General features: G+C 59.5%; 14 protein-coding genes. 8 read left to right on the forward strand and 6 right to left on the reverse strand.

The window, feature by feature from the left end; genetic code table 11:
* Positions 1-21 precede the first annotated feature (21 nt).
* Positions 22-1,518 carry a replicative DNA helicase gene (locus AC13RM_RS06345; protein ID WP_113229541.1) on the reverse strand — a complete coding sequence of 499 codons (1,497 nt, stop codon included), beginning with the start codon at positions 1,516-1,518 and terminating at the stop codon, positions 22-24.
* A gap of 330 nt (positions 1,519-1,848) precedes the next feature.
* On the opposite strand from AC13RM_RS06345, the gene AC13RM_RS06350 reads away from it, so the two are divergent.
* From AC13RM_RS06350 to AC13RM_RS06360, 3 genes are read left to right on the forward strand one after another with little or no spacing between them, the layout of a single operon-like run.
* Positions 1,849-2,292 (forward strand): MarR family winged helix-turn-helix transcriptional regulator, encoded by a 444-nt coding sequence (locus AC13RM_RS06350; protein ID WP_092710521.1) that lies wholly within the window; start codon positions 1,849-1,851, stop codon positions 2,290-2,292.
* Between the two features lie 8 nt (positions 2,293-2,300).
* Complete coding sequence (locus AC13RM_RS06355) at positions 2,301-3,947, forward strand: MFS transporter (RefSeq protein WP_285173490.1); 1,647 nt, start codon at positions 2,301-2,303, stop codon at positions 3,945-3,947.
* Between the two features lie 17 nt (positions 3,948-3,964).
* Positions 3,965-5,032, forward strand: coding sequence for an HlyD family secretion protein (locus AC13RM_RS06360; protein WP_113229544.1), 1,068 nt, complete (start codon positions 3,965-3,967; stop codon positions 5,030-5,032).
* Positions 5,033-5,194: 162 nt separating this feature from the next.
* Here AC13RM_RS06360 and rplI read toward each other — a convergent pair whose 3' ends face one another.
* The 4 genes from rplI to rpsF all read right to left on the reverse strand — a co-directional run bounded on the left by rplI (position 5,195) and on the right by rpsF (position 7,641).
* Positions 5,195-5,773 (reverse strand): 50S ribosomal protein L9, encoded by a 579-nt coding sequence (rplI, locus tag AC13RM_RS06365; RefSeq protein WP_113229545.1) that lies wholly within the window; start codon positions 5,771-5,773, stop codon positions 5,195-5,197.
* Positions 5,774-5,793: 20 nt separating this feature from the next.
* Positions 5,794-6,768: a YybS family protein gene (locus AC13RM_RS06370; RefSeq protein ID WP_285173488.1), complete on the reverse strand. Its 975-nt coding sequence runs from the start codon at positions 6,766-6,768 to the stop codon at positions 5,794-5,796.
* 165 nt (positions 6,769-6,933) lie between these two features.
* Positions 6,934-7,182, reverse strand: a complete 249-nt coding sequence (rpsR, locus tag AC13RM_RS06375; RefSeq protein ID WP_004122103.1) for a 30S ribosomal protein S18 — start codon at positions 7,180-7,182, stop codon at positions 6,934-6,936.
* Between the two features lie 12 nt (positions 7,183-7,194).
* Positions 7,195-7,641 (reverse strand): 30S ribosomal protein S6, encoded by a 447-nt coding sequence (gene rpsF / locus AC13RM_RS06380; RefSeq protein WP_015339354.1) that lies wholly within the window; start codon positions 7,639-7,641, stop codon positions 7,195-7,197.
* 391 nt (positions 7,642-8,032) lie between these two features.
* Here rpsF and AC13RM_RS06385 point away from each other — a divergent pair, with 391 nt between their 5' ends.
* A complete protein-coding gene (locus AC13RM_RS06385; protein WP_285173486.1) occupies positions 8,033-8,776 on the forward strand; it encodes a histidine phosphatase family protein in 744 nt (247 codons plus the stop codon).
* A 78-nt stretch (positions 8,777-8,854) separates the two neighbouring features.
* Here the strand turns inward: AC13RM_RS06385 and AC13RM_RS06390 are convergent, their stop codons facing one another.
* Positions 8,855-9,898: an aldo/keto reductase gene (locus AC13RM_RS06390; RefSeq protein ID WP_285173484.1), complete on the reverse strand. Its 1,044-nt coding sequence runs from the start codon at positions 9,896-9,898 to the stop codon at positions 8,855-8,857.
* Positions 9,899-10,092: 194 nt separating this feature from the next.
* On the opposite strand from AC13RM_RS06390, the gene fabD reads away from it, so the two are divergent.
* The 4 genes from fabD to fabF all read left to right on the forward strand — a co-directional run bounded on the left by fabD (position 10,093) and on the right by fabF (position 13,700).
* A complete protein-coding gene (gene fabD, locus AC13RM_RS06395; RefSeq protein WP_285173482.1) occupies positions 10,093-11,037 on the forward strand; it encodes an ACP S-malonyltransferase in 945 nt (314 codons plus the stop codon).
* Positions 11,038-11,062: 25 nt separating this feature from the next.
* Complete coding sequence (fabG, locus tag AC13RM_RS06400; protein WP_047627181.1) at positions 11,063-11,800, forward strand: 3-oxoacyl-[acyl-carrier-protein] reductase; 738 nt, start codon at positions 11,063-11,065, stop codon at positions 11,798-11,800.
* A gap of 286 nt (positions 11,801-12,086) precedes the next feature.
* Positions 12,087-12,323, forward strand: coding sequence for an acyl carrier protein (locus tag AC13RM_RS06405; protein ID WP_004122114.1), 237 nt, complete (start codon positions 12,087-12,089; stop codon positions 12,321-12,323).
* Between the two features lie 114 nt (positions 12,324-12,437).
* Positions 12,438-13,700, forward strand: coding sequence for a beta-ketoacyl-ACP synthase II (gene fabF, locus AC13RM_RS06410; RefSeq protein ID WP_113229550.1), 1,263 nt, complete (start codon positions 12,438-12,440; stop codon positions 13,698-13,700).
* Positions 13,701-13,742 lie beyond the last annotated feature (42 nt).

The following is a 13,742-nucleotide window of genomic DNA, read 5'->3' on the forward strand; positions in this document are numbered from 1 at the left end:
ATTGACGCGCCAAGCTTCGTGTCAATGTTCCTCATACTGCGTGAAAGACGGGTCGGCGAGGTCGGCAAATCGGGTGAATTCCGACTGGAAGGCCAGCTTCACCGTGCCGGTCGGTCCGTGACGCTGCTTGGCGATGATGACATCGGCCGTGCCCTTCACGCGATCGAACAGCGCTTCCCATTCCGCATATTTCGGGTCGTTCGGGTCGCGCGGCTCCTGGTTCTTCACATAATATTCCTCGCGGAACACGAAGAGCACCACGTCGGCGTCCTGCTCGATGGAGCCGGATTCGCGCAGGTCCGAAAGCTGCGGCCGCTTGTCGTCGCGGCTTTCGACCGCGCGCGAGAGCTGGGAGAGCGCGATGATCGGCACGTTCAATTCTTTGCCGAGCGCCTTCAAGCCGGTGGTGATCTGGGTGATTTCCTGGACGCGGTTCTCGTTCGATTTGCCGGAGCCGGTCATCAGCTGCACGTAGTCGACCACCAGAACGTCGAGGCCGCGTTGACGTTTCAGGCGTCGAGCACGCGCGGAAAGCTGGGCGATGGAGATGCCGCCGGTCTGGTCGATATAGAGTGGCACCTTCTGCATCATCATAGAGCAGGCAACGAGCTTTTCGAAATCGGCGTCATTGATATCGCCGCGTCGGATCTTCGACGAGGAGACTTCCGTCTGCTCGGAGATGATACGCGTGGCGAGCTGTTCGGACGACATTTCCAGCGAGTAGAAGCCGACGACGCCGCCGTTCTTCGCCTTCATCGAGCCATCCGCTTGGACTTCGCCCTCGTAAGCAGCGGCGATATTATAGGCGATGTTGGTCGCAAGCGAGGTCTTACCCATGCCGGGGCGGCCGGCAAGGACGATCAAGTCGGAGCGCTGCAGGCCGCCCATCTTGCTATCCAGCGAGTGGATGCCGGTGGAGATGCCGGAGAGTCCGCCGTCACGCTCCTTGGCGACGGCCGCCATGTCGATCGCAAGCGCCACGGCGTCGTTGAATGACTGGAAACCGCCGTCGTAGCGGCCATTCTCGGCAAGCTCGAACAGCCGGCGTTCGGTATCCTCGATCTGCGTTTGCGGCGGCATGTCGAGCGGCGCGTCATAGGCGATGTTGACCATGTCCTCGCCGATGGTGATCAGCGCGCGGCGGAGCGCCAGATCATAGATGGCGCGGCCATAGTCTTCCGCATTGATGATCGACACGGCTTCGACGGCAAGGCGCGCAAGATACTGCGCGACCGTCATGTCGCCGACCTTCTCATCCGCCGGCACGAAGCTCTTGATCGTCACCGGATTGGCTGTTTTGCCCATGCGGATGATGTCGCCGGCGACCTCGAAGATCTTGCGATGCAGCGGTTCGTAAAGATGGATCGGCTTCAGGAAGTCTGAGACGCGGTAATAAGCATCGTTATTGACGAGGATGGCACCGAGCAGAGCCTGTTCCGCCTCAATATTGTTGGGCGCTTCGCGATAATGCTGGTCGGCGGGAGCAATGGCGGCGAGCTTGCGCGCAGCTTCGTTCATTTTCCATCTCTTCATGCTTTAGGGTGTCGTCTGGTTTGCGATGTTCCGATGTCATGGTCAACCGTGCAAACGGATGGCCATACCGACCTATCAACGTTGTTCCACTCGTCCACAGGGACAAGTTTCCGCCACGTAAAAAATCCCTTGTGGCCACTTTGCAACGCAAAGACCGACACACGAATCACTTATGCAAATTATCCGTGGGGAACATTTTAGCCGGGTCTTTCGCTGCACGCATCAACTGTTGCAGCTATCCTGCTTGAAAAGCTGGGAAAATCCGGGTATTCCCCTTAAATTAGGGTAGGATGCTTATAGTATAAAGTTGCAATAATGCCAGGTGCGCCATCAAGACAAGAACTCTTCGACGACCTTTCCGCGTTCAATCGCAAGCTGAGGGCAGCGTTTGACGCCCTCGTTCGCGAACACGGCATGACCCTTTCCCGTGCAAGGGTTTTTCGCAAGCTCTCGCGCCGGGACGGAATAAACCAGAGGGAGCTCGCCGACGAACTGGAGCTGGAAACGCCGACGCTCGTGCGCATCCTCGATGCGATGGAGGCGCAGAATTTCATCGAACGTCGTGCCGCCGTATCCGATCGTCGCGCCAAACAGATCTTCATGACGGAATCCGGAAAAGTCGTCGCCGCCGAGGTCGAAGCTCTTGCCACCGGTGTGCGCGCGGATATCTTGGAAGGAATTTCGGACGAGGATGTCGGCATGGCGCTCAAGGTTATTCGCGCAATGACTGCCAATCTTCAGAATATTGGCAAATCATGAGGTAATGCATGAGCGGGGAACCGGGCCCGGTCGCCAATGCGCAAGCCAACGCCGTCCCGCCCGCTCCACCGCCTATGCCGGGCTGGAAAGTGCCGCTCTATATTGCGGCATCCGTCATGTTCTTTCTGACACAGGGCCTCGGTCTCAATCTCGCCTTCGCCAATCTGACCCAGATCCAGGGAACCATCGCGGCGACCACCACCGAATCGGCGTGGCTGTCTGCCGCTTATATGGCGCCCAATGTGAGCCTCGCCATCGCGCTGGTGAAGATCCGCCTTCAATATGGCGTGCGAAATTTCGCCGAGGTCAGCATTCTCGGCTTCGTGCTCGCCTCGCTGCTCAACCTCTTCGTCTCCGACCTGCATTCTGCGATCGTCGTCCGTTTCGTGAGCGGGATTGCTGCTGCGCCGCTCTCGACGCTAGGCTTCCTTTATATGCTGGAGGCCTTCGAGCCGGCGAAGAAGATGACGATCGGCGTCAGCCTGGCGATGATGAACACGCTGCTTGCTGCGCCCATCACCCGCCTCGTGTCGCCTTCGCTGCTGGATTATGGCGAATGGCGCGGCCTCTATACGCTGGAGATGGCATTGGCGCTGCTCGTCATGCCGATCATCTATCTGCTGCCGCTGACGCCGCCGCCGCGCGTCAAGGTCATCGTGCTGGGCGATATCTTCAGCTATCTTCTCGTGGCGATCGGTTTCGGCTGTCTGGCCGTCGCCCTGTCCGTCGGGCGCCTCTATTGGTGGCTGGAGGTACCATGGCTCGGGGTTGTGCTGGCGATTGCCGTCGCGTCCCTGACCGTTGCCATCGTCGTCGAACTGAGGCGGTCGACGCCTTTGATCGACGTTCGCTGGCTGCTTCGGCCGGAAATTCTGCATCTGACGGCGATCCTGCTGGTCTTCCGCATCATTGCCGCCGAGCAGACCTCCGTCATCATGACCTTTTATCAGAATGCCGTCGGGCTGCTCTACGATCAGCTCTCCATTCTGTACTGGATCATCCTGGCCTTCTCCATCATCGGGGGCCTCATCTGCACCGTGTTCATGAGTTATGGCTTCAGCTGGCAGATCCAGTTCGTCGCGCTCATCCTGATGGGCGCGGGCTCGCTGATGGATTCGCAGGTGACGAACCTGACCCGCCCCGAGCAGATGTATCTCAGCCAGGCGCTGGTGGCAGCGGGCGCTGCTCTCTTTCTGCCGCCATCCATGTCCGTAGGCTTCAAGGAGGCTATATCGAAGGGGCCGCCCTATCTGGTGACCTTCTTCGTCGTCTTCACCTTCACGCAAAGCATCGGCGGCCTTGTCGGCTCGGCCTTCTACGGCACGCTGATCACCATTCGCGAGAAGTTCCATTCGGCCGTTCTGACGGAGCGCGTGCTGCTGATGGATCCGCATGTGGCCGCACGCGTCAGCCAGCTTTCATCCTCCTATGGCAAGGTGATCGGGGATAGCGCGCTTCTGAAGGGGGAGGGGCTGGCGCTGCTCGGCGCACAGGTCAGCCGTGAGGCCAACATGCTTGCCTATGGAGATGCCTTCTTCACTGCCGCCGTAATCGCCTTCCTTTCGCTTGCCGGCCTAACCATTCATGTTCTCTTTCGCGTCGTCAGGGCTCGCCTGGCCGGCGATCGGGTAGAGGTCGCGACATCCAACCCATGAGGATATGAAATAGCTCCATGTCGAGGCTCGTTCGCTCCCCAATCGAAGTCATCGCCGTTCTCGCCGGCATCGGCGGCGTCATGCTGGTGCTCTATGCCTGGCATCTGCCGCCGTTCAAGACCGCGGTCGAGACCACGGACGACGCCTATGTCAAAGGCTATGTCACGACCATCAGCCCGCAGGTTAGCGGCTATATCACCGATGTGCCGATCAAGGACTACAAGCTCGTCAAGGAGGGCGATGTGCTCGCCCAGATCGATAACCGTATCTACAAGCAGAAGGTGGCGCAGGCACACGCCACGCTGGACGGACAAAAGGCCGCGCTTGCCAATTCGCAGCAGCAGGAACAGGCCGCCAAGGCCGGCATCGTCTCCAGCCAGGCGCAGATCGACAGCGCCAATGCAGCGCTGAAGCGTGCCCAGCTTGCCTTCGACCGCGTCACGACACTGGTTTCGAGAGGCGTCTCGACCACGAGCGATTCCGAACAGGCGCAGGCGACGCTGCAGCAGGCTCAGGCCTCGCTCAACCAGGCGAAAGCCGGTCTCGATGTCTCTCAGCAGAACCTGACGACGATTATCGTCAACCGCGCCTCGCTCGAGGCCGGCGTCAGCGGTGCCGAAGCGGCCGTGCAGCTTGCCGATATCGATCTGGACAATACGACCATCAGGGCGCCGCAGGATGGCCGCCTCGGGGAGGTCGGCGTACGCCTCGGCCAATATGTGACGCCTGGCACGCAACTGATGAACCTGGTGCCGAAAGACGTTTGGGTCATTGCCAATTTCAAGGAAACGCAGCTCGACGGGATGAAGCTCGATCAGCCCGCCACGATCTCCGTCGATGCGCTGGGGCATCGCGAGATCAAGGGGCGCATCCAGCGCTTTTCCCCGGCAGCAGGTTCCGAATTCGCCGTCATCAGGCCCGACAATGCCACAGGCAATTTCACGAAGGTCGCTCAGCGTATTGGCGTCAGGATCAAGATCGAGGATGGGCAGCCTCTGGCGGATCAGTTGGCACCCGGCATGTCCGTCGTCGTTTCGATCGATAAGGATTCGGCTCCATTGCCGGAGCCGAGGGCCGGCGACTGAAAATCACGCTTTGTCCTGCGCAAGGCAGCATAGCGCGCTCCATCCTCACCCCGAAGCGCCAAGCCTCGAAGGACGAGGAAGGCTCGTGCATTCCAACCAGCAAAAAAGCCTGGGCCGCAAGACCCAGGCTTTTTCATTCACATTACTGCGAAAACTTGAGGATCAAGCTTCTTCTTCGCCGTCGCGGTCAGCTTCCGGATCGAAGAAATCTTCCGGACGCAGCGCGTCTTCGTCAATGCCGTAGATGGCGTCGGCGGAGGTGAGGGTTTCGCCCTTGGCCTGACGTTCGGCTTCTTCGGCGGAACGGGCAACGTTGAGCTGAACGTGGATTTCGACTTCGGCATGAAGTGCGATGGCAACGTCGTGCAGGCCGATGGACTTGATCGGCGTGTTCAGGTGAACCTGGCTGCGGCCGATGTTGAAGCCTTCGGCAGCGAGGATTTCGACGACGTCACGTGCAGCGACCGAACCGTAGAGCTGTCCGGTTTCGCCAGCCGAGCGAACGACGATGAAGGACTTGCCGCCGAGAACGTCGGCAACCTTCTGGGCTTCGCTCTTGCGCTCAAGGTTGCGGGCTTCGAGCGTGGCGCGCTCGGCTTCGAAACGAGCCTTGTTGGCGGCGTTGGCGCGCAGCGCCTTGCCGAGCGGCAGCAGGTAGTTACGGGCAAAGCCGTCGCGAACCTTGACGGTTTCACCCATCTGGCCGAGCTTGGAGATGCGTTCGAGGAGAATGACTTCCATTTTCGTTGTTCCTTTCGATATCAGATTTTCGTGTCTTGTTTGGGTGTGTCGGCATTCTTGTTCGGGGTGAGCGATATCGCCTTACGGGTATCGTAAAGACCGAGAACAAGAACGATGAAGAGCGGCAGCGTCACAAAGAAGCATACCAGGTAGCAGATGATCAGAACCGGCAGACGCCAGTCCTTGCCCCGCGTCCGGTAGTGCAGCGAAGCAAAGCCGGAAACGATGAAGCCCGCGCCGAAGGCGCCAAGCACGGCGGCGGCGATGAGGCCGAGAACGCCACCGAAGAAGATAGCGACGATCGCCACGAGAAAGACGAAGATCGCATTGCGGTTCATGCGCAACGCCGAGGGAATGTCCTCGCGCGGACGCTGGCTGCGGCCAGAGGCGACAACAATACGCGTTGCAAAATAATAGGCTGCAAATACAGCAGAGACCCAGCACATGCCCCATACGAAGGGGACTGCGTAAAGCAGGATAGTCTTCAACTTTTCGATCGATGCAGCATCTAACGCCTGTTGCTGCTGATCATTCAGAAGTTCCAGATTGAAAGCGATCGTCTTGCCAATAAGATCTGGACCGTAGCCCATGAGAACGCCAGCGGCGACGATTGCGATGGAGGCAACTGCACAGAGATGCAGCATGATGTCCGAGAGCGGATACCACGCCATTAGATGATCCGGGCCACCAAGCTCAGATGCTGGGCGCGCCAGACTTGCAAGATGGCTGAGCCAAGCTGGGACGGCGGCGAGAACGATTGCGGTCAGTGCAAATGGCAGCGGACCGATAACGATGCCGAAAATACCGGCAGCAACAACTGCGGTTGCGACAGCGATATTTCCCCAGCCGAGACCCACGATCAAAATAGGAAGAGCTGAAGCACTGATGAACACGATAGCGAGAAATGGCTGACGTAGCGCGCCATACACGAGTAGGGCGGCGGTCAGACCGGCGAGCGCGCCGATGCCAAGCTCTTTTGCGTTCAACTTTTTCACGTCGCTGTCCTGCTTCGTATCGAGCAGTTAGAGGATGCCTTCGCCACTCGGGCGTGAAAGCTTATCCCCAACATGGGGTTTCAAGGTTCCGATCCGCGCCCATCGCGAAAGGGAGAAGGGAAGGCATCGCTGCCTTCCCTCTAATTCAGTCGGCGTCAGCTTATATTAAGCGACGACGTAGGGCAGCAGGCCGAGGAAACGGGCGCGCTTGATCGCCTGAGCGAGTTCGCGCTGCTTCTTCTGGGAAACGGCCGTGATGCGGGACGGAACGATCTTGCCGCGCTCGGAAATGTAGCGCTGCAGGAGACGAACGTCCTTGTAGTCGATGCGCGGCGCATTGGCGCCCGAGAACGGGCAGGTCTTGCGGCGGCGATGGAACGGACGGCGGACCGGTGCGGAGGAAACTTCAGACATTCTCAAATCTCCTTATACGCGGTCTTCGCGCGGACGGCGCGGACGGTCTTCGCGGTCACCACGATCCGGGCGCGGACCACGATCGCCGAAGCTGCGCTCGGGGCGGTCGCCATCGCGGCGCGGACGGTCGTCACGGTCGCGCTTCTGCATCATGGCAGACGGGCCATCTTCGTGCTTCTCGACAGCGATCGTCATGTAACGCAGGACGTCTTCGCTGATGCGCATCTGGCGTTCCATTTCCTGGATCGCAGCGGCCGGAGCATCGATGTCCATCAGGGCGTAGTGAGCCTTGCGGTTCTTCTTGATGCGGTAGGTGAGGGACTTGAGGCCCCAGTTCTCGATACGCCCGACTTTACCGCCGTGAGCTTCGATGACACCCTTGTACTGTTCTACGAGGGCGTCGACCTGCTGAGCGGAAATATCCTGCCGGGCAAGGAATACATGTTCGTAAAGAGCCATGGATAGCTTTGCCTTTCTTGCGTTGGTCTGAACCCGATATTCGGCGGCTAAGCCTCAACGACTGCTCCTGAGAGGGTAAACCCAAGCAAGAAAAGCGTTTCCGAGACGGTCGAGAGCGGAGACACGGGAGGCTGGAACGCTTCCGTTCCGAACGATTCCCCTTGCGGAAAACCGGCCCTCCGTTCAGCCACCAGCCAGAAGACCGGGTTGCGAACAGGGCGGCTTATACGGATTTTTCTCCGAAAGGCAAGGGTACGAGCGAAATTATGCCGTTTTGCCCGAGAGCGGCCTTGATGCTCGGGCCAAATCGCGAACTCCCGTCCGCCGCAGCGTTGCACCCGCCACACTCTCACATATGATGGGATGCGAATTGCAGCAACAGGGATGGTTCATGCGCATCTTTCTCGTTCGGCACGGCGAATCCCTCGGCAATATAGACGATCGGTCCTATCGGCAGTTCGGCGATCATAATGTGCCCTTGACGGAATGGGGCTATCGGCAGGTGCTGGAGGCGGGTGAGGCGATATCAGCCTATCTGAAGGCATTGCCATCAGCCGAATTACGCAAGCTGAGCGTCTGGTACTCGCCCTTCCTGAGGACGCGGCAGAGCAAGGATGCCTTGCTGGAGGTTCTGCCTGCCGAACTCATCGGGGATACCAGAGAGGATTATCTGCTGCGCGAGCAGGATTTCGGCCTCTTCACCGAAATCTACGATCACGCCGAACAGAAGCGGAAATTCCCTGATGAGTTCGAGAAATGGGCCAGGCTGCGCAACAACAACGGCAAATTCTACGCGCGTCCGCCGGATGGCGAAAGCCGCGCCGATGTCGCCCAGCGCGTCCGCCTGTTCCTGCAGACCGTCATGCACGACGCCGAAAACGGCAGAAACAATGTCATCATCGTCGGCCACGGCGTCACCAACAGGGCTTTCGAGATGAACTTCCTGCACCACCCGGTCGATTGGTTCGAGCGCTCCGACAATCCGGGAAATGCCGATGTCACTTTGATCGAAGGACGCAGTTCGGACGGCTATCGGTCGATCCTGCTTCACAAGTCTGCGGACCGTGTGCAAGGACAGGACGAGTTGCGCGGGGCCCATGGTTCCGAATTGGCGATTGCGCCGAAGGCGGAGTAATAGAGTATCTGTCGTGCAGGTTCGGCCCGGTACACCTTATGATGTTGAGGCGCCCTGAAACAGGGCGCTTTTCCAGCCTCACATCGGCATCGGATACTTGCGATGCACCTGCTCGATCTCGGCCAATGCCTCTTCCGGCAGTGTCACATAAGCGGCCGCCACATCGGTCTCGAGCTGCGCCATCGTCGTCGCGCCGATGATAACCGAGGTCATGAAGGGCTTGGTGAGGCAGTAGGCCAGCGCCAGTTTCGACGGGTCGATATCGTATTTGGCAGCGATTTCGAGATAGGCCTTTACCGGTGGCTCCTGCAGCGGCTGCAGGCGGCCACCGATATCGAGATTGATCGAGCCGCGCGAGCCGGCCGGACGGGCGCCGCCGACATATTTGCCGGTGAGGATACCGCCGGCGAGCGGCGAATAGGCGAGCAGCCCAACATCTTCGTGATGCGACAGTTCAGCCAGATCGAGGTCGAAATGGCGGTAGAGGAGGTTGTATTCGTTCTGGGTGGTGGCGACGCGCGGCAGGCCCTTCTGCTCGGCAATCGTCAGATATTTCTGGATGCCCCAGGTCGTCTCGTTCGAGAGGCCGACGGCGCGGATCTTGCCGGCTTTCACCAATTCACCCATCGTTTCCAGGATCTCGGTGATCTCGGCTATGACTTTCTCGCGATCCTGGTTGAAGGGGTTATAACGCCAGTTCTGTCGGAAATGGAAATGGCCGCGGCTCGGCCAGTGAACCTGATAGAGGTCGATATAGTCAGTCTTCAATCGCTTCAGGCTGGCGTCAACAGCTGCATTGATATTGGCGGCGTCCGGACCTTGCCCGCCGCGCAGATATTCGCGGCCCGGGCCGGCGACCTTGGTGGCGAGCACGACATCCTTGCGCTTGCCGCTCTTCTCGAACCAGGTGCCGATATATTCCTCGGTGCGGCCTTGCGTCTCCGGCCCCACAGGCGTTGTCGGATACATTTCGGCGGTATCGAAGAAATTAATGCCCTTCTGGACAGCATAATCCATCTGTTCATGGGCTTCGCCTTCGCTATTCTGTGTGCCCCAGGTCATCGTGCCCAGGCAGATCTGCGAAACGGAAATATCGGTGCGGCCTAATCTCTTATATTTCATGGGAAAACCTTGGGGATGGGAGAAGGTCAAAATGAATGAGGTCGCGCAAATTTAGGCCCGATCTGAGCGAGCGCAAGAAAAAAATCATTGCGCTTCGCAGGCGCAAAAGCCTGTGGCCGCGGGTCTTGCACTATTGACTCCGCTGGAAACAATGTCATTGGGAAGCAAAACGACCCCCAAAAGGACGCTTTATAATGACAGTTGCTTTCACATTTCCCGGCCAGGGCAGCCAAGCCGTCGGCATGGGCAAGGACCTTGCCGACAATTTCGCCGAGGCGCGTGCCGTCTTCGAGGAAGTCGATGAAGCGCTCGGTGAAAAGCTTTCCGACGTCATCTTCAACGGCCCGGAAGACAAGCTGACGCTGACGGCCAATGCGCAGCCTGCGCTGATGGCAGTGTCGATGGCAGTTATCCGTGTACTGCAGGCGCGTGGCCTCGATCTGAAGAGCAAGGTCGCCTATGTCGCCGGTCATTCGCTCGGCGAATATTCCGCTCTCTGTGCCGCCGGCACCTTTTCGCTTGCCGACACGGCGCGGCTTCTCCGTATCCGCGGCAACGCCATGCAGGCGGCCGTGCCCGTCGGCGTCGGCGCGATGGCTGCGATCATCGGCCTCGAACATGCCGATGTCATCGCGGTTTGCGAAGAAGCTTCCACGCTTGGCGCCTGCCAGATCGCCAATGACAATGGCGGCGGCCAGATCGTCATATCCGGCGAGAAGGCTCCGGTCGAAAAGGCTGCCGAGCTTGCGACCGCCAAGGGCGCCAAGCGCGCCATCCTGCTGCCCGTCTCCGCGCCTTTCCATTCCGCATTGATGGCGCCTGCTGCGGACGCCATGCGGGAAGCGCTTGCCGGCGTCGCCAAGACCAACCCGGTCGTGCCTGTTATCGCCAATGTGAAGGCGGCTCCGGTTACCGATGCTGATGAGATTGCGCGATTGCTCGTCGAGCAGGTTACCGGACAGGTGCGCTGGCGCGAGACGGTGGAATGGTTTGCCGCCAACAATGTGACGACATTGTATGAAATTGGCGCCGGCAAGGTGCTGACGGGTCTTGCCCGTCGCATCGACAAGACGGTCAACGGCATCGCCGTCAACAATGCTGCGGATATCGACACGGCGCTCGCCGCATTGCTCGGCTGATATATTCAAGGAACGAGGGACACACATGCTTGATTTGACCGGCCGGAAGGCCCTGGTAACCGGTGCATCCGGTGGCATCGGCGAAGAAATTGCCCGGCTCCTGCACAAGCAGGGCGCCATCGTCGGCCTGCACGGCACGCGCGTCGAAAAGCTCGAGACGCTGGCCTCCGAACTCGGCGATCGCGTCAAGATCTTCCCGGCCAACCTGTCTGACCGCGACGAAGTCAAGGCTCTCGGCGCCAAGGCGGAAGAGGAACTCGGCGGCGTCGATATTCTTGTCAACAATGCCGGCATCACCAAGGACGGCCTCTTCGTGCGCATGAGCGACGAGGACTGGGACGCCGTGCTGGAAGTCAATCTGACCGCCGTCTTCCGCCTGACGCGGGAACTCACCCATCCGATGATGCGCCGCCGCTATGGCCGCATCATCAACATCACCTCCGTCGTCGGTGTGACAGGCAATCCGGGTCAGGCGAACTATTGCGCCTCCAAGGCCGGCATGATCGGCTTCACCAAGTCGCTGGCGCAGGAAATCGCGACGCGTAACGTTACGGTCAACTGCGTTGCTCCCGGCTTCATCGAAAGCGCGATGACGGGCAAGCTGAACGACAAGCAGAAGGAAGCCATCATGGGGGCGATCCCCATGAAGCGCATGGGCACGGGTCAGGAAGTTGCTTCCGCCGTCGCTTATCTCGCTTCCTCGGAGGCGAGCTATGTCACGGGCCAGACGATCCATGTCAACGGCGGCATGGCGATGATCTAAAGGAATTGCTGTTGGGGGGAACTTTCCCGCCAATAGCATGTTGAGCAACCCGGAGCCGGCTATTTTCTGGCTTTGCGACGGACTTAAACCGTGTTAAGCGGGCCATGACTGTGAACAGTCGTCCGGAAAATTCAGGCGGACTGGGCCACATTCAAGGCGCTGGACCGGATCTCAATGCCGGGTTGAACGGGTTTGCCAGCGGCGTCGGAACAGATGCTGCAGGTTTGAATTAGGGTAGGGATGTCACAAGGCATTCTCATCAGGATATAAGGTCGAGGAAACCGACATGAGCGATATCGCAGAACGCGTAAAGAAAATTGTTGTTGATCATCTTGGCGTTGACGCCGACAAGGTTGTTGAAAGCGCAAGCTTTATCGACGATCTGGGTGCGGACTCGCTCGACACCGTCGAACTGGTCATGGCCTTCGAAGAAGAATTCGGCGTTGAAATCCCGGACGACGCTGCTGACTCGATCCTGACGGTCGGCGACGCGGTAAAGTTCATTGAGAAGGCCCAGGCCTAATCTTTCGCGCTTTTTGACGGGGCGGGCTGAAGAGTCCGCCCTATTTCGTCCGGCGCAGCCGGCGGAAACCTATTTATACGCATATCATCATAAAAAGACGGGGGTCTGCGGGCGATGAGACGTGTCGTTATCACGGGTACCGGCATGGTATCACCTTTGGGCTGTGGCACGGAGGTGTCCTGGACGCGTTTGCTTGCTGGGCACAACGGTGCACGCCTCGTGACTGAATTCGAAGTCGAAGACCTCGCGGCAAAGATTGCCTGCCGTATTCCTGTCGGCGATGGTACCGACGGCACGTTCAATGCTGACGATTGGATGGAGCCGAAGGAACAGCGCAAGGTCGATCCCTTCATCATCTACGGCATGGCGGCCGCCGATATGGCGCTGGCCGATGCCCACTGGCACCCGGAAACGGACGAGGATCAGATTGCCACGGGCGTCATGATCGGCTCGGGCATTGGCGGCCTCGAAGGCATCGTCGAAGCCGGCTATACGCTGCGCGACAAGGGGCCGCGCCGTATCTCGCCCTTCTTTATCCCCGGACGCCTCATCAATCTCGTTTCCGGTCAGGTCTCGATCCGCCACAAGCTGCGCGGCCCGAACCATGCGGTCGTCACCGCATGCTCCACCGGTGCGCATGCGATCGGCGATGCCGCCCGCCTGATCATGCTCGGCGATGCCGATGTCATGGTAGCAGGCGGTGCCGAAGCTCCGGTCTGCCGCATTTCGCTTGCGGGCTTTGCTGCGTGCAAGGCGCTGTCGACAGACTTCAACGATACGCCGCAGAAGGCCTCGCGCCCCTATGACCGCGACCGTGACGGCTTCGTCATGGGGGAGGGCGCCGGTGTCGTCGTTCTCGAAGAACTGGAGCACGCCAAGGCGCGCGGTGCCAAGATCTACGCCGAAGTCGTCGGCTACGGCCTCTCAGGCGACGCGCATCATATCACGGCTCCGTCCGAAGACGGCGAAGGCGCTTTCCGCTGCATGACATCGGCTCTGAAGCGCGCCGGCCTGACGCCTGATGATGTCGACTACATCAATGCCCATGGCACATCGACCATGGCCGATACGATCGAACTCGGCGCTGTCGAGCGGCTGGTCGGCAATGCCGCCTCACGGATTTCCATGTCGTCCACCAAGTCGGCGACGGGCCATCTTCTTGGGGCTGCCGGCGCTATCGAAGCGATCTTTGCCACGCTCGCCATTCGCGACAATGTCGCCCCGCCGACGCTCAATCTGGACAACCCGGAGCGCGAGACCGCCATCGATCTCGTTCCGCACAAGGCCCGCAAGCGTGAAATCAACGTCGCGCTGTCGAACTCCTTCGGCTTCGGTGGCACGAATGCGTCGCTTGTCCTGCGCCGTTATGAGGCTTAATAACAACGCGTAACTGTTGGGGTGAGGGTGCCTTGTGGCAAT

The sequence above is a fragment of the Martinezella sp. CNPSo 3732 genome, assembly GCF_057784515.1.

What these genes read in the sequence shown, in the direction of transcription:
- AC13RM_RS06345 (WP_113229541.1), bottom strand. Translation starts at nt 1,518, where the DNA reads ATGAACGAAGCTGCGCGCAAGCTCGCCGCCATTGCTCCCGCCGACCAG.
- AC13RM_RS06350 (WP_092710521.1), top strand. Translation starts at nt 1,849, where the DNA reads ATGCCAGGTGCGCCATCAAGACAAGAACTCTTCGACGACCTTTCCGCG.
- AC13RM_RS06355 (WP_285173490.1), top strand. Translation starts at nt 2,301, where the DNA reads ATGAGCGGGGAACCGGGCCCGGTCGCCAATGCGCAAGCCAACGCCGTC.
- AC13RM_RS06360 (WP_113229544.1), top strand. Translation starts at nt 3,965, where the DNA reads ATGTCGAGGCTCGTTCGCTCCCCAATCGAAGTCATCGCCGTTCTCGCC.
- rplI (WP_113229545.1), bottom strand. Translation starts at nt 5,773, where the DNA reads ATGGAAGTCATTCTCCTCGAACGCATCTCCAAGCTCGGCCAGATGGGT.
- rpsR (WP_004122103.1), bottom strand. Translation starts at nt 7,182, where the DNA reads ATGTCTGAAGTTTCCTCCGCACCGGTCCGCCGTCCGTTCCATCGCCGC.
- rpsF (WP_015339354.1), bottom strand. Translation starts at nt 7,641, where the DNA reads ATGGCTCTTTACGAACATGTATTCCTTGCCCGGCAGGATATTTCCGCT.
- AC13RM_RS06385 (WP_285173486.1), top strand. Translation starts at nt 8,033, where the DNA reads ATGCGCATCTTTCTCGTTCGGCACGGCGAATCCCTCGGCAATATAGAC.
- AC13RM_RS06390 (WP_285173484.1), bottom strand. Translation starts at nt 9,898, where the DNA reads ATGAAATATAAGAGATTAGGCCGCACCGATATTTCCGTTTCGCAGATC.
- fabD (WP_285173482.1), top strand. Translation starts at nt 10,093, where the DNA reads ATGACAGTTGCTTTCACATTTCCCGGCCAGGGCAGCCAAGCCGTCGGC.
- fabG (WP_047627181.1), top strand. Translation starts at nt 11,063, where the DNA reads ATGCTTGATTTGACCGGCCGGAAGGCCCTGGTAACCGGTGCATCCGGT.
- AC13RM_RS06405 (WP_004122114.1), top strand. Translation starts at nt 12,087, where the DNA reads ATGAGCGATATCGCAGAACGCGTAAAGAAAATTGTTGTTGATCATCTT.
- fabF (WP_113229550.1), top strand. Translation starts at nt 12,438, where the DNA reads ATGAGACGTGTCGTTATCACGGGTACCGGCATGGTATCACCTTTGGGC.